This window comes from Pseudomonas sp. Irchel s3h17, from assembly GCF_900187505.1.
Classification (GTDB): Bacteria; Pseudomonadota; Gammaproteobacteria; order Pseudomonadales; family Pseudomonadaceae; genus Aquipseudomonas.
The window spans coordinates 52,256-66,452 of the sequence record NZ_FYDL01000014.1 but is presented as its reverse complement, the minus strand read 5'-3'; the positions used below and the strand labels follow the sequence as shown (position 1 = coordinate 66,452).

The 14,197-nt window shown below is 60.7% G+C and carries 13 protein-coding genes; 8 read left to right on the top strand and 5 right to left on the bottom strand.

The genetic code is table 11. The features are described from left to right. Positions 1-10: 10 nt before the first annotated feature. A complete protein-coding gene (gene ppk1 / locus CKW25_RS20185; protein ID WP_095081873.1) occupies positions 11-2,236 on the top strand; it encodes a polyphosphate kinase 1 in 2,226 nt (741 codons plus the stop codon). 55 nt (positions 2,237-2,291) lie between these two features. On the opposite strand, the gene ppx is transcribed toward ppk1, so the two are convergent. Next, the gene (gene ppx, locus CKW25_RS20180) at positions 2,292-3,794 is read right to left on the bottom strand and encodes an exopolyphosphatase (RefSeq protein WP_095081872.1); all 1,503 of its coding nucleotides are present in this window, start codon (positions 3,792-3,794) and stop codon (positions 2,292-2,294) included. Between the two features lie 242 nt (positions 3,795-4,036). Here ppx and trxA point away from each other — a divergent pair, with 242 nt between their 5' ends. The 5 genes from trxA to CKW25_RS20155 all read left to right on the top strand — a co-directional run bounded on the left by trxA (position 4,037) and on the right by CKW25_RS20155 (position 9,367). After that, positions 4,037-4,366 (top strand): thioredoxin TrxA, encoded by a 330-nt coding sequence (gene trxA / locus CKW25_RS20175; protein ID WP_003206727.1) that lies wholly within the window; start codon positions 4,037-4,039, stop codon positions 4,364-4,366. A gap of 248 nt (positions 4,367-4,614) precedes the next feature. Then, positions 4,615-5,874 (top strand): transcription termination factor Rho, encoded by a 1,260-nt coding sequence (gene rho / locus CKW25_RS20170; protein WP_020295939.1) that lies wholly within the window; start codon positions 4,615-4,617, stop codon positions 5,872-5,874. A 143-nt stretch (positions 5,875-6,017) separates the two neighbouring features. After that, a complete protein-coding gene (ubiD, locus tag CKW25_RS20165) occupies positions 6,018-7,484 on the top strand; it encodes a 4-hydroxy-3-polyprenylbenzoate decarboxylase (protein WP_095081871.1) in 1,467 nt (488 codons plus the stop codon). After that, entirely contained in the window at positions 7,484-8,452 is a 969-nt protein-coding gene (locus tag CKW25_RS20160) for a CDP-6-deoxy-delta-3,4-glucoseen reductase (RefSeq protein ID WP_095081869.1), read from the top strand. Before ubiD ends, CKW25_RS20160 begins: the two co-directional genes overlap by 1 nt. A gap of 246 nt (positions 8,453-8,698) precedes the next feature. Then, entirely contained in the window at positions 8,699-9,367 is a 669-nt protein-coding gene (locus CKW25_RS20155; RefSeq protein ID WP_095081868.1) for a gamma-glutamylcyclotransferase, read from the top strand. Here CKW25_RS20155 and glpT read toward each other — a convergent pair. After that, the gene (glpT, locus tag CKW25_RS20150) at positions 9,343-10,692 is read right to left on the bottom strand and encodes a glycerol-3-phosphate transporter (protein ID WP_095081867.1); all 1,350 of its coding nucleotides are present in this window, start codon (positions 10,690-10,692) and stop codon (positions 9,343-9,345) included. The genes CKW25_RS20155 and glpT overlap by 25 nt on opposite strands. Before the next feature lie 399 nt (positions 10,693-11,091). Further along, entirely contained in the window at positions 11,092-12,069 is a 978-nt protein-coding gene (locus CKW25_RS20145) for an NADPH:quinone oxidoreductase family protein (RefSeq protein WP_095081865.1), read from the bottom strand. Positions 12,070-12,227: 158 nt separating this feature from the next. Between CKW25_RS20145 and CKW25_RS20140 the strand changes: the two genes are divergently transcribed. Further along, on the top strand, positions 12,228-12,635 hold the full coding sequence (locus tag CKW25_RS20140) for a flagellar basal body-associated protein FliL (protein ID WP_095081864.1): 408 nt from the start codon (positions 12,228-12,230) through the stop codon (positions 12,633-12,635). A gap of 46 nt (positions 12,636-12,681) precedes the next feature. Here the strand turns inward: CKW25_RS20140 and CKW25_RS20135 are convergent, their stop codons facing one another. Further along, a complete protein-coding gene (locus CKW25_RS20135) occupies positions 12,682-13,134 on the bottom strand; it encodes an EVE domain-containing protein (RefSeq protein ID WP_095081863.1) in 453 nt (150 codons plus the stop codon). A gap of 197 nt (positions 13,135-13,331) precedes the next feature. Between CKW25_RS20135 and CKW25_RS26690 the strand changes: the two genes are divergently transcribed. Beyond that, the gene (locus CKW25_RS26690; RefSeq protein WP_095081861.1) at positions 13,332-13,478 is read left to right on the top strand and encodes a hypothetical protein; all 147 of its coding nucleotides are present in this window, start codon (positions 13,332-13,334) and stop codon (positions 13,476-13,478) included. Positions 13,479-13,481: 3 nt separating this feature from the next. Here CKW25_RS26690 and CKW25_RS20125 read toward each other — a convergent pair whose 3' ends face one another. Beyond that, the gene (locus CKW25_RS20125) at positions 13,482-14,120 is read right to left on the bottom strand and encodes a 5-formyltetrahydrofolate cyclo-ligase (protein ID WP_095082001.1); all 639 of its coding nucleotides are present in this window, start codon (positions 14,118-14,120) and stop codon (positions 13,482-13,484) included. Positions 14,121-14,197: the final 77 nt, after the last annotated feature.

Sequence of the window (14,197 nt, the reverse complement as noted above, 5' to 3'; positions counted from 1 at the left end):
GGAACACTCGATGAATACCGAAGGCCTCACTGAAGTTGCCGTAAAAGAAGCTCAACCCGTGGTCGAGCCAGTCGTCGAACCCCCGCTGGAGCTGGAGCCTGCTCCGCCTGCGGTGGTGGTCGACGTGGCGCCCGTGGTACCGGCGATCGCTGTTCCCGGTCTGGATGACAGCAGCCTGTACATCCATCGCGAGCTGTCGCAACTGCAGTTCAACATCCGCGTGCTGGAACAGGCGCTGGACGAGTCCTATCCATTGCTGGAGCGGCTGAAGTTCCTGTTGATCTTCTCCAGCAACCTGGACGAGTTCTTCGAGATTCGTGTGGCCGGGCTGAAAAAACAGATCACCTTCGCCCGTGAACAGGCGGGTGCCGATGGCCTGCAACCGCATCAGGCACTGGCACGCATCAGCGACCTGGTGCATGGCCAGGTTGATCGCCAGTACGCGATCCTCAACGACATCCTGTTGCCGGAGCTGGAAAAGCATCAGGTGCGCTTCATTCGTCGGCGCCATTGGACCACCAAGATCAAGACCTGGGTGCGCCGCTACTTCCGCGACGAGATTGCCCCGATCATTACCCCGATCGGCCTCGACCCGACGCACCCGTTCCCGTTGCTGGTGAACAAAAGCCTGAACTTCATCGTCGAGCTTGAAGGTATCGATGCCTTCGGTCGCGATTCCGGCCTGGCGATCATCCCGGCGCCACGGCTGCTGCCACGTGTCATCAAGGTGCCGGAAGAAGTCGGCGGCACGGGCGACAACTATGTGTTCCTGTCGTCGATGATCCACGCGCACGCCGATGACCTGTTCCAGGGCATGAAGGTCAAGGGCTGCTACCAGTTCCGCCTGACCCGGAACGCCGACCTGGCGGTGGACACCGAAGACGTCGAAGACCTGGCGCGCGCCCTGCGCGGCGAACTGTTCTCCCGTCGCTACGGGGACGCGGTGCGCCTGGAAGTGGCCGACACCTGCCCGAAACACCTGTCCGACTACCTGCTCAAGCAGTTCAACCTGAGCGAGACCGAGTTGTATCAGGTCAATGGCCCGGTCAACCTGACGCGCCTGTTCAGCATCACCGGGCTGGATAGCCATCCGGAGCTGCAATACACGCCGTTTACCCCGCAGATCCCGAAACTGCTGCAAAACAGCGAGAACGTTTTCAGCGTGGTCAGCAAGCAGGACATCTTGCTGCTGCACCCGTTCGAGTCGTTCACGCCGGTGGTCGACCTGCTGCGCCAGGCCGCGAAAGACCCCCATGTGCTGGCGGTCCGTCAGACCCTGTACCGCAGCGGCGCGAACTCGGAGATCGTCGATGCACTGGTCGACGCGGCGCGTAACGGCAAGGAAGTCACCGCGGTGATCGAATTGCGCGCCCGGTTCGACGAAGAGTCCAACCTGCAACTGGCCAGCCGCCTGCAAGCGGCAGGTGCCGTGGTGATCTATGGTGTGGTCGGTTTCAAGACCCACGCCAAGATGATGCTGATCCTGCGTCGCGAGGCCGGCGAGATTGTTCGTTACGCGCACCTGGGTACCGGCAACTACCACGCCGGTAACGCCCGCCTGTACACCGACTACAGCCTGCTGACCTCCGACGACGCCCTGTGCGAAGACGTTGGCAAGCTGTTCAGCCAGTTGATCGGCATGGGCAAGACCCTGCGCATGAAAAAACTGCTGCATGCGCCTTTTACCCTGAAAAAGGGCATGCTCGACATGATTGCCCGCGAAACCCAGTTCGCCGTCGAGGGCAAGCCGGCGCACATCATCGCCAAGTTCAACTCGCTGACCGATCCGAAGATCATTCGCGCGCTGTACAAGGCCAGTCAGTCAGGGGTGCGTATCGACCTGGTGGTGCGTGGCATGTGCTGCCTGCGCCCAGGCATCGCCGGGGTTTCGCACAATATTCATGTGCGCTCGATCATCGGTCGCTTCCTGGAGCACACGCGGGTCTTCTACTTCCTCAATGGCGGCGAAGAGCAGATGTTCCTGTCCAGTGCCGACTGGATGGAGCGCAACCTCGACAAGCGCGTCGAGACCTGTTTCCCGGTGGAAGGCAAGAAGCTGATCACGCGGGTCAAGAAAGAGCTGGAGCTGTATCTGACCGATAACACCCACAGCTGGAGCCTGCAGTCGGACGGTCGTTACGTGCGCAATACGCCGACCGGCAACCAGAACCCGCGCAGCGCCCAGGCGACCCTGCTGGAGCGATTGGGCAGTCCGATCCTGACCGTCAGCAACTAACGCGCTGGCATCGGGCAAAAAAAATGGCGATCCGTGTGGATCGCCATTTTTGTTTTCAGCGAACGTTCAGCACCACGCCCACCCGGGTCAGCCAATCGGCCTCCAGTGCGAAGTCGGCCTGGGTCAGCTGGTTTTCGTCCAGCCAGTGCTCCGGGAACTGCACATCCAGGTTGTCGCCCTTGGCATGCAGCGTGACCTGCGGCATCGCCTGGGTGCCACGGATGTGATGAAACAGAATCGCAAAGCGCAAGAGCACGCACAGGCGAATCAGCTTGATGCCGTCATCGCCGAACTCGGCGAACTTGTCCTTGGGGATATTGCGGCGGTGGCCGCGCACCAGCAGTGCCAGCATCAGCTGGTCTTCACGGGAGAAGCCGGCGAGGTCGGAGTGCTCGATCAGGTAGGCGCCGTGCTTGTGGTACTGGTAGTGAGCGATGTCCAGCCCGACTTCATGGACCTTGGCCGCCCAGCCCAGCAATTCGCGCCAGACACCGTCGTCCAGGTCCCAGTCCGCTGCAACCTGGTCGAACGCATGCAGGGCCTTGCGCTCGACGCGTGCGGCTTGCTCCAGGTCGGCATGGTAGCGCTCCATGAGCGAGCCCAGGGTGCGTTCACGGACGTCTTCATGGTGATGACGGCCCAGCAGGTCGTAGAGCACGCCTTCGCGCAGGGCGCCCTCGCAGTGGTCCATGCGTTGCAGCTCAAGCGCGTCGAAAATCGCTTCGAGAATCGCCAGGCCGGCGGGGAAGATGGCGCGACGGTCGGGCTTGATGCCTTCAAAGTCGATTTTCTCGGCGTCGCCGAGTTTGAACAGCTTGCGCTTGAGCCAGGCCAGCCCTTCGGCGTTGACCTCGCCGGTGCCATGGCCGCCCGCTTTCAGTGCCAGGCCAATGGCGCGGATAGTGCCCGAGGAACCGATGGCTTCATCCCAGGTCAGGCGGTGCAGGGCATGTTCGATGCTCATGATCTCCAGCCGTGCCGCGGTGTACGCCTGGGCGTAGCGGGCCGGGGTGATCTTGCCGTCCTTGAAATAGCGCTGGGTGTAGCTCACGCAGCCCATTTGCAGGCTCTCGCGCAGCAGCGGTTCAAAGCGCTGGCCGATGATGAACTCGGTGCTGCCACCGCCAATGTCGGCCACCAGGCGCTTGCCCGGGGTGTCGGCGAGCGTGTGGGAGACGCCCAGGTAGATCAGGCGTGCTTCTTCACGGCCGGAGATGACTTCTACCGGGTGGCCGAGGATTTCTTCGGCCCGGCGGATGAATTCGGCACGGTTGCGTGCTTCGCGCAGGGCGTTGGTGCCCACGATCCGCACGGCACCCTGGGGCAGACCGTTGATCAGTTGGGCAAAGCGCTTCAGGCAGTCGAGCCCGCGCTGCATGGACTCTTCGCTGAGCTGGCGCTCTTCGTCGATCCCGGCAGCCAGTTGAACCTTCTCGCCAAGTCGCTCGAGTATCCGGATTTCATTGTGGTGAGCTTTGGCCACGACCATATGAAAGCTGTTGGAGCCCAGGTCGATAGCGGCGATCAGGGACAGATTCTTGGCTTGGGATTGGGGCATGGTCTGGGGGTCTCGGTCGATAACCCGCCCATCGTGCCACGATCAACCGCCGCCGCCAACGCGCAGCGCTGAATGCCTTGATCCAGGCAACCTCTGTGGCAAGGGGGCGCGCCATCACTTGACTTGAGCTATACCCAAAGTCATGGGCCGCCATAGCGAGGCTCAATCATCTGCGGCTTCCTGAACGAGGGAAGGGCAGCTATGATGGGCCACGTTTTTTTGCTTACAACCTGGAGACTTCCATGAGCAGCGATCTTATCAAACACGTTAGCGACGCTAGCTTCGAAGCTGACGTACTCAAGGCCGAAGGTGCTGTACTGGTCGACTACTGGGCTGAGTGGTGCGGTCCATGCAAGATGATCGCTCCGGTCCTGGACGAAATCGCTGAGACCTACAAAGGCAAGCTGACCGTTGCCAAGCTGAACATCGACGAGAACCAGGAAACCCCGGCCAAGCACGGCGTGCGTGGTATCCCGACGCTGATGCTGTTCAAGAACGGCAACGTCGAAGCCACCAAGGTCGGCGCGCTGTCGAAGTCGCAACTGGCTGCCTTCCTCGACGCCAACATCTAAGCGTCGTTGCAAGTGTCACCCAAAAAGCCCCGTAAATTGCGGGGCTTTTTCGTTATTCAGGGCTAGACGCTCCTAAACTCAGGTGTTACATTCGGTCCCGCACTGGTTCCTCCAGTGCCCCCTGCAAGCCGTCGCCGACGCTCTCCTTTTCGAATAAGTACGCGATCCTGTCGCCTTCTCCGCGGCGCGGCCTCATTAAGCCGAAAGCTTAATTTCCCCCCCTCCATAAATGATTACGTCATTCCTATATGAATCTGACTGAACTCAAGCAAAAGCCGATTACCGAACTGCTCGAATTGGCCGAACAGATGGGCATAGAAAATATGGCCCGTTCGCGCAAGCAGGACGTGATTTTCTCCTTGCTCAAAAAGCACGCGAAAAGCGGCGAGGAAATCTCCGGTGATGGCGTGCTGGAGATCCTCCAGGACGGCTTCGGCTTCCTGCGCTCCTCGGACGCTTCCTACCTGGCCGGCCCGGACGATATCTACGTCTCGCCAAGCCAGATCCGTCGTTTCAACTTGCGCACCGGTGACACCATCGTTGGCAAGATCCGCCCGCCGAAAGAAGGCGAGCGTTACTTCGCACTGCTCAAGGTCGACACGATCAACTACGATCGTCCCGAGAACGCGAAGAACAAGATTCTCTTCGAGAACCTGACCCCGCTGTTCCCGACCGTGCGCATGAAGATGGAAGCCGGCAACGGTTCCACGGAAGACCTGACCGGTCGTGTCATCGACCTGTGCGCACCTATCGGCAAAGGCCAGCGTGGTCTGATCGTTGCGCCGCCAAAGGCCGGTAAAACGATCATGCTGCAGAACATCGCAGCCAATATCACCCGTAACAACCCGGAAGTTCATCTGATCGTGCTGTTGATCGACGAACGTCCTGAAGAAGTGACGGAAATGCAGCGCACCGTGCGCGGCGAAGTGGTTGCCTCGACGTTCGATGAGCCGCCAACCCGCCACGTGCAGGTTGCCGAAATGGTGATCGAGAAGGCCAAGCGCCTGGTTGAACACAAGAAAGACGTGGTCATCCTGCTCGACTCCATCACTCGTCTGGCACGTGCCTACAACACCGTGATCCCGAGCTCCGGCAAGGTACTGACCGGTGGTGTCGATGCTCACGCCCTGGAGAAACCAAAGCGTTTCTTCGGTGCTGCACGGAACATCGAGGAAGGCGGCTCGCTGACCATCATCGCCACCGCGCTGGTTGAAACCGGCTCGAAGATGGACGAAGTGATCTACGAGGAATTCAAGGGCACCGGCAACATGGAGCTGCCACTGGATCGTCGTATCGCTGAAAAACGCGTCTTCCCGGCCATCAACATCAACCGTTCCGGTACCCGCCGTGAAGAGTTGCTGACGGCTGACGACGAGTTGCAGCGCATGTGGATCCTGCGCAAGCTCCTGCATCCGATGGATGAAGTGGCGGCCATCGAGTTCCTGATCGACAAGCTGAAACAGACCAAGACCAACGATGAGTTCTTCCTGTCGATGAAACGCAAGTAAGTCGACAAGGCTCAACAAAAAGCCGGGGAAACCCGGCTTTTTGTTATCTGATTATTGATGAACTGGCAGTTCAGTGTTCTGAACCCCGGGGTTCGGCGCTAAACTGCCAGCCCCGAACGCCACGGCCAATACGAGGCTCACGCATGCAGTATCGCGACTTGCGCGACTTTATCAGCGGTCTGGAACAGCGCGGCGAACTCAAGCGCATCCAGGTTCCGGTGTCCCCAGTGCTGGAAATGACCGAGGTCTGCGACCGCACCTTGCGGGCCAAAGGCCCGGCGCTGCTGTTCGAGAATCCCACCGGCTATGACATCCCGGTGCTTGGCAACCTGTTCGGCACGCCAGAGCGCGTAGCCCTGGGCATGGGGGCCGAAGCGGTCAGCGAGCTGCGCGAGATTGGCAAGCTGCTGGCCTTTCTCAAGGAGCCCGAGCCGCCCAAGGGCCTGAAAGACGCCTGGTCCAAGCTGCCGATCTTCCGCAAGATCATCTCGATGGCGCCCAAGGTCGTCAAAGACGCCGTCTGCCAGGAAGTGGTCATTGAAGGCGACGACGTCGACCTGGCGATGCTGCCGGTGCAAACCTGCTGGCCGGGCGATGTCGGCCCGCTGATCACCTGGGGCCTGACGGTGACCAAGGGTCCGAACAAGGACCGGCAGAACCTCGGCATTTATCGCCAGCAGGTGATTGGCCGCAACAAGGTCATCATGCGCTGGTTGAGTCACCGTGGCGGCGCGCTGGACTACCGCGAGTGGTGCGAGAAGCACCCGGGCCAGCCGTTCCCGGTGTCCGTGGCGCTGGGCGCCGACCCGGCAACCATTCTGGGGGCCGTGACGCCCGTGCCGGACAGCCTGTCCGAGTACGCCTTCGCCGGCCTCTTGCGCGGCAACCGTACCGAGCTGGTGAAGTGCCGTGGCAACGACCTGCAAGTACCGGCCACTGCCGAGATCATCCTGGAAGGCGTGATCCATCCGGGCGAGATGGCCGACGAAGGTCCTTACGGGGACCACACCGGCTATTACAACGAAGTCGACAGCTTCCCGGTGTTCACCGTCGAGCGCATCACCCATCGCATCAAGCCGATCTACCACAGCACCTACACCGGCCGTCCACCGGATGAACCGGCGATCCTCGGTGTGGCGTTGAACGAAGTGTTCGTGCCGATCCTGCAAAAGCAGTTCCCGGAGATCACCGATTTCTACCTGCCGCCCGAAGGCTGCTCGTACCGCATGGCCATCGTGACCATGAAGAAGCAGTACCCGGGCCACGCGAAGCGGGTAATGCTGGGTGTCTGGTCGTTTTTGCGACAGTTCATGTACACCAAGTTCGTTATCGTCACAGACGACGATATCAACGCCCGCGACTGGAACGACGTGATCTGGGCCATCACCACGCGCATGGACCCCAAGCGCGATACGGTGATGATCGATAACACGCCAATCGACTACCTCGACTTCGCCTCGCCGATTTCCGGCCTGGGGTCGAAGATGGGACTCGATGCCACGCATAAGTGGCCTGGTGAAACCACCCGCGAGTGGGGCCGGGTAATCGTCAAGGATGAGGCGGTGACACGCCGGATCGATGCCATCTGGAATCAATTAGGAATAGATTGATGCGTGTAACCTTGCAGCCGTCCGGAGCAGTGCTAGAGATACTGCCCGGCGAGCGGATTCTCGATGGGGCGCGGCGCCTGGGCTACGAATGCCCGCAGAGCTGCCGTAACGGCAACTGCCACGTTTGTGCGGCGCTGTTGGTCGAAGGTCGGGTCGAGCAGTCCGGCAATGTGCGTGACCACGGCGAGTTCTACACTTGCATTGCAGAGCCGCTGGAAGACTGCATCGTATTGTGGGATGGCGTCCTTGCGCTGGGAGAGTTGCCGGTGCGCACCTTGTCGTGTCAGGTCATTGAGTGCAAGGACGTCGGCGGGGATACCTGGCGGGTTCGCCTGCGGGCACCGGCCGGCAAACCGCCACGCTATCACGCCGGCCAGTACCTGATGATCGAACGTGAGAATGGCGAGAAATCGGCCTTTTCCCTGGCCTCGGCTCCCCATTCCGGTCGCGACCTGGAGATTCATGTGCTGGCGCGCGAAGCCAGCGCACTGCGTCTGATCGAGCAGTTGCAGCGCAATCGCATGGCGCGGGTCCAGTTGCCGTTCGGTGACACCCACCTGGCGGAACTGCCGGAAGGGCCGCTGGTACTGATCGCCGCAGGCACCGGCATGGGGCAGATCCACAGCCTGCTCGAGCATTGCCGGGCCAAAGGCTTCAAGTACCCGGTGCATCTGTATTGGGGCGTGCGCCGTCCTGAGGATTTTTACCAGATGGAACACTGGGATGAGTGGATGAAGCTGCCCAACCTGTTCCTGCACCAGGTCGTCAGCGACCTGTGCGGCTGGGAAGGGCGCTGCGGCATGTTGCACGAGGCGGTCTGCCAGGATTTCCCTGATCTCAAGGCCCTGCACGTCTACGCCAGCGGCTCGCCCGCCATGGTCTACGGCACGCTGGATGCGCTGGTCGACGCCGGGATGGATGCCCATCAAATGCGCGCCGACGTATTTGCATATGCGCCGCGATCTTGATCCACGCTCTTGAGCCTCGATCTTGATCCGCATTCGTTAATCGAAACGCCTTAGTTACAACTCTCTATATAGCCCATCGGTATTCATCCAATTGGATAAATACCGATCGGCTATATGTCATTCCGGCATCCCGTTCAGAACCATGCCATGGCACTCAAGTTGCCTTGAAACAAATGTGCCTTATTGTTACGCCCGTGCGTTCTATTGAGTAATTGTTTACCCGCGGGGAGCTGAACGCTATTCGCCATGACAGCCATTGAATCTGCTTTCTTGAATCTGGCGTACCCTCCGCGGCTCGATCTTGGGCCGCAACTGACGCACGAGCAATTGCTTCACTCCATGCAAAGCACCTTGGCCCGACACAAGGGCGGACCGGTGTGGTTGTTCGCTTATGGCTCATTGATCTGGCGCCCGGAATGCACGGCGGTCGAGCGGGTGCGCGCACGTGTGCATGGCTACCATCGCGGCTTGTACCTGTGGTCCCACGAACACCGTGGCACGCCGGAGTTGCCGGGCCTGGTGTTTGGCCTGGATCGGGGTGGTTCGTGCAGTGGCTTTGCCTACCGCCTGCCCGAAGAGCAACTGGAGGCTTCGCTCTATGCCCTTTGGCAGCGCGAAATGCCGGTGCCGTCCTATCGTCCGCACTGGCTCACCTGCCGGTTGGCAGATGGCAGCAAGGTTCAGGCATTGGGGTTTGTATTGGAGCGACACTTGCCCAGTTATGCCGGCAACTTGCCGGATCACGTGCTGAGCCAGGTGTTCGAAAACGCTTGCGGGCGCTACGGCACCACTCGCGATTATGTCGAGCAGACCGCCAACGCCCTGCGTAGCCACGCCATGCCAGACCGGAATCTGGAGGCGCGGCTCAAGCGTTGCGGGTCATCGAAGGATCAAGCGATCGCTTCACGGCCCTGACTGGCTACTTGCTTGTGCCACAGGGTCGGCGCGAGGAACGCCATGGCCAGCAGGCATGCGCCGATCAGCAGCACGAAACCGCCATCCCAGCCGAAGTGGTCCACGGTGTAGCCCATGGCGGCACTGGCCGCGACCGAGCCGCCCAGGTAGCCAAACAGACCGGTGAAGCCTGCCGCCGTGCCAGCGGCTTTCTTCGGCGCGAGTTCCAGCGCCTGCAGGCCGATCAGCATCACCGGGCCATAGATCAGGAAGCCGATCGACACCAGTGCGATCATGTCGACTGTCGGGTTGCCGGCCGGGTTCAGCCAGTAAACCAGGGTGGCGACGGTCACCAGCGCCATGAACACCATGCCGGTCAGGCCACGATTGCCACGGAACACCTTGTCCGACAGCCAGCCGCAGAGCAGGGTGCCCGGAATGCCGGCCCACTCGTAGAGGAAGTACGCCCAGGACGTCTTGTCGACGGTGAAGTGCTTGGCTTCCTTGAGGTAGGTCGGTGCCCAGTCCAGTACGCCGTAGCGCAGCAGGTAGACGAATACGTTGGCCAGGGCGATGTACCACAGCATTTTGTTGCGCAGCACGTATTTGACGAAGATGTCCTTGGCGCTGAATTCTTCTTCGTGGCTGTCATCGTAGCCGTGCGGGTAGTCGTTCTTGTACTTCTCGATCGGCGGCAGGCCCATCGATTGCGGGGTGTCGCGCATCACGATAAAGGCAAACACCGCGACCAGCAGTGCCACGGCGGCAGGCACGTAGAACGCCGCGTGCCAGTCGTTGAACAGGCCCATGCCGATCAGGAACAACGGGCCGATCAGGCCGCCACCGACGTTGTGCGCGACGTTCCATACCGACACCACGCCACCGCGCTCCTTCTGCGACCACCAGTGCACCATGGTCCGCCCGCTTGGCGGCCAGCCCATGCCCTGGGCCCAGCCGTTGATGAACAGCAGGATGAACATCATGGTCACGCTGGACGTCGCCCAAGGTGCGAAACCGAACACGAACATCACCCCGGCCGACACCAGCAGGCCGAATGGCAGGAAGTAACGCGGGTTGGAGCGGTCGGACACCAGCCCCATCAGGAACTTCGACAGGCCATAGGAAATCGCGATCGCCGACATCGCCAGGCCCAGTTGACCGCGGGTATAGCCTTCTTCAATCAGGTAGGGCATGGCCAGGGAGAAGTTCTTGCGCAGCAGGTAGTAACCCGCATACCCAATGAAAATCCCGGCGAAGATTTGCCAGCGCAGGCGCCGGTACGTGCTGTCTACGTCTTCTTCAGGCAATGGCGCCTGATGTGCGGCAGGGCGAAAGAAAGCAAACATTCAAGAGCTCCAGAATTCTTGTTTTGACTGCGGATGCGAATGTTACAGTTTCGTTACCGAAAATAGCACTGCTTCTCATCTGCTAAAAAGGCGTAAATGAACAAAGTCGCACATTCTTTTATGAACATGTCGCTCAGATATAAGTAGGCGGCGTAGGGTGTTTTGCCTCGGCCGACATCAACCGGGTCTACGCGTAGAAGAATGGGCGAGGCTTTGGGACGTTTCCCGCGCTTGGATCGGAAGCGGGGAAAGGAGTGCCGGAGCGACGATCACGCGCGCGACAATCCATCGCTCAGGTACAAACGAGTGGTCCCTGCGGAAACTCGCAAGTTGCTCTATAGCGCGAGGGGAGAAAGCGACCCGGACATCCTCCGCCGGTATTCGGGTCGCTGGGGCAATCTAGCGGACCTGTACCACTATTTTCCCGACCGCCTTGCGCTGGCCAAGATCGTTGATGGCTTGCGCGGCATTGCCGAGTGGGTACACCTGGGACACCAGCGGCTTCAATTTGCCTTCGGCCAACCAGCCGAACAACTGCTGGAAGTTCGCCGCGTTGTCGTGTGGCTGGCGCTGGGCGAACGAGCCCCAGAACACCCCCACCACGGCTGCGCCCTTGAGCAGGGCCAGGTTCACGGGCAGTTCCGGGATGCGGCCGCTGGCAAAGCCCACCACCAGCAGCCGACCGTTCCAGGCGATGGCGCGAACCGCCTGGTCGAACAGGTCGCCGCCGACCGGGTCGTAGATCACGTCGGCACCCTGGCCATCGGTCAGGCGCTTGATTTCGTCCTTGAGGCTGTTTTCGCTGTAGTTGATCAGCTCATCGGCACCGGCGGCCTTGGCCACGGCAAGTTTCTCGGCGCTGCTCGCCGCGGCGATGACCCGGGCGCCCATGGCCTTGCCGATTTCCACGGCGGCCAGGCCCACGCCACCGGACGCGCCGAGCACCAGCAAGGTCTCGCCGGGTTGCAACTGGCCACGCTGTTTCAGGGCATGCATCGAGGTGCCGTAGGTCATGCTGAAGGCCGCGGCGGTGTTGAAGTCCATGGACGGCGGGATCGGCAACACGTTGTAGCCCGGCACCGCCACCTGCTCGGCAAAGCTGCCCCAGCCTGTCAGCGCCATGACCCGGTCGCCCACTTTGAGGTGGCTGACCTTTTCGCCGACCGCGCTGACCACGCCCGCCGCCTCACCGCCCGGGGAAAACGGGAAGGGCGGCTTGAACTGGTACTTGCCCTCGATGATCAGCGTGTCCGGAAAGTTGACCCCGGCGGCGTGCACGTCCAGCAGGATTTCGTTCTTCTTGGCGACAGGACTGGCGACTTCTTCCAGCACCAGCGATTCGGCGGGGCCGAAGGCTTTGCACAGCACGGCTTTCATCAGGGCTATTCCTTTGGGAGTGATGGCCGATAAGTGTAGGTGTGTGAGTCAAGCGGTCAACGAGCATGCCCCGCCCTGATAGCCAGCCATAAGCTTTGCGCTTGGGCTTGTCGGGGTGGGTCGCTATGCTGGGCCGCAAACCGGATAAGGAGCGAATTGTGAAAGCGTGGATCATGTTGTTGCTGGCCCTGTCTCTGCCTGTGGCAGCGATGGCCGAAGAAGCCAAAGAGGGCGAGGCGCCGAAAGTCAGCTACATCAGCCTGAGCCCGCCGTTCGTGGGTAACTACGGCCTGGATGGCACACCCAAACTCAAGGTCTACAAGGCCGACGTGGCGCTACGGGTGACGGGTGATGAAGCGGCCAAGGCAGTGAAGGCCAACGAACCGTTGATCCGCAACCAATTGGTCGCGCTGTTCGCTCAGCAAACCACCGAGACCATGAACAACACCGAAGCCAAAGAGAAGCTGCGCCAGGAAGCCTTGAAGCAGACCCAGCAGGTAATGAACGACGAAACCGGTAAGCCGGTGGTCGAGGATCTGTTGTTCAACAACCTGATCATTCAATAAGGCGTGTTGCTTGCCGGCGACTGCCTGTGTGCAGTCGCCGCGTGGCTTACGAACGCAAGGCCAGCACTGCCGCCCACTGTTCGGCTGTCACCGGCATCACCGATAGCCGGGAGCCTTTCTGTACCAGCGGCATGTCGGCCAGTGCGGTTTGTTGTTTGAGGTAATCGAGTTTGAGCACGCGGGGAAACGTCTCGACGTGCGCGACATTGATCGCGCTCCAGGCGTTTTTTTCGGGCGTGGCTTTTGGGTCGTAGTAATGGCTTTCAGGCTCAAGCGCCGTCGGATCCGGATAGGCGGCTTCGACGATCCGGCCAATCCCGGCAATCCCGGGCTCGGGGCAGCTGGAGTGGTAAAAGAAAAACTCGTCGCCGACCGCCATGGCCCGCAGGAAGTTGCGTGCCTGGTAGTTGCGAACGCCGTCCCAGCGGGCTTCGCCGAGCCGTTCAAGGCCTTTGATCGAGAGCTCGTCGGGCTCGGATTTCATCAGCCAATAGGCCATCTTTTATGCTCCGAAAAGGGCGCTGGGAAAGTCGTTCGGCCATTTTATGACAAACCGACAGTCGGTTGGCGCCAGCGTTTGCGTGTCGCTGCACGTTACCGCAGAATGCCGGACTTTTAAGCAAGACGCGGCAAGCACGGCCTGTAACGGACACCGCTGCTGACATCGTGTGTGATATGCCTTGAGGGGGGCAATCGATGAAACGCAAACCGGATTTACTATGGGTTTTGGTGATTGTGTTCGGTTTGGGCGTCGTGACCACCGGTTACGCGCAAAGCCTGTGGGCGAACAAGACCGATGCGCCGATCGAAGTCGCGCAACAGGTACCACCCTTCAATCGCTGATGCTCAACTAACAGGTGTCGCGGCCTTCGGTGGCGCCTGGTCTGCAAAATACCATCGCCTATCAGTCACCGTTGCCTGCAAGGGTACGTCCCAGCTCGCTTGAGCCAATTTCTCGACTTTCTGGCATTCATGGGCCAGCCCCAGCAGGATCGGCTTGCGCCAATTCTTGCGGCGCGCCAGATAGGCCAGGCTGCGGTCATAGAAGCCGCCGCCCATCCCCAGTCGTCCACCGCTTTCGTCAAAACCGACCAACGGTAACAACACCAGGTCCAGCGCCCAGACCTTGCGTTGCCGGGCCGGGTTGACCCGTGGCTCGGGGATGCGGAAACGATTGGACCGCAGCTTTTCGCCGGGGCGAACACGCTGGAAAACCATTTTGGTTCGCGGCCAGGCGCTGAGCACCGGCAGGTAGGTCGCCTTGCCCCGGCGTTGTGCTTCGCGCAGCAGCAAGCGCGGATCGATTTCACCGTCGGTGGGCAGGTACAGGGAAATATGTCTGGCTCGACGAAACAGTGGTTGTTGCGCCAACTGCCGATATAGCCCTCGAGCGGCCTGGCGTTGCTCGCTGCGCGACAGGGCGCGGCGGGCCGTGCGCAGCATGCGTCGAAGTTGCGGGCGGGAAAGCGGCGCAGGTTCGGTCATCGTCATGGGCTGTTCGAGTGTCGAGGGCACCAGGACGGTGACGTCGTAAAAAGCCGATGCCGGCAATAACCCGCATC

Bases quoted from the DNA above. Each gene is read 5' to 3' on its own strand.
- ppk1 (WP_095081873.1), top strand. From the start codon at position 11: ATGAATACCGAAGGCCTCACTGAAGTTGCCGTAAAAGAAGCTCAACCC.
- ppx (WP_095081872.1), bottom strand. From the start codon at position 3,794: ATGCCCCAATCCCAAGCCAAGAATCTGTCCCTGATCGCCGCTATCGAC.
- trxA (WP_003206727.1), top strand. From the start codon at position 4,037: ATGAGCAGCGATCTTATCAAACACGTTAGCGACGCTAGCTTCGAAGCT.
- rho (WP_020295939.1), top strand. From the start codon at position 4,615: ATGAATCTGACTGAACTCAAGCAAAAGCCGATTACCGAACTGCTCGAA.
- ubiD (WP_095081871.1), top strand. From the start codon at position 6,018: ATGCAGTATCGCGACTTGCGCGACTTTATCAGCGGTCTGGAACAGCGC.
- CKW25_RS20160 (WP_095081869.1), top strand. From the start codon at position 7,484: ATGCGTGTAACCTTGCAGCCGTCCGGAGCAGTGCTAGAGATACTGCCC.
- CKW25_RS20155 (WP_095081868.1), top strand. From the start codon at position 8,699: ATGACAGCCATTGAATCTGCTTTCTTGAATCTGGCGTACCCTCCGCGG.
- glpT (WP_095081867.1), bottom strand. From the start codon at position 10,692: ATGTTTGCTTTCTTTCGCCCTGCCGCACATCAGGCGCCATTGCCTGAA.
- CKW25_RS20145 (WP_095081865.1), bottom strand. From the start codon at position 12,069: ATGAAAGCCGTGCTGTGCAAAGCCTTCGGCCCCGCCGAATCGCTGGTG.
- CKW25_RS20135 (WP_095081863.1), bottom strand. From the start codon at position 13,134: ATGGCCTATTGGCTGATGAAATCCGAGCCCGACGAGCTCTCGATCAAA.
- CKW25_RS26690 (WP_095081861.1), top strand. From the start codon at position 13,332: ATGAAACGCAAACCGGATTTACTATGGGTTTTGGTGATTGTGTTCGGT.
- CKW25_RS20125 (WP_095082001.1), bottom strand. From the start codon at position 14,120: ATGACCGAACCTGCGCCGCTTTCCCGCCCGCAACTTCGACGCATGCTG.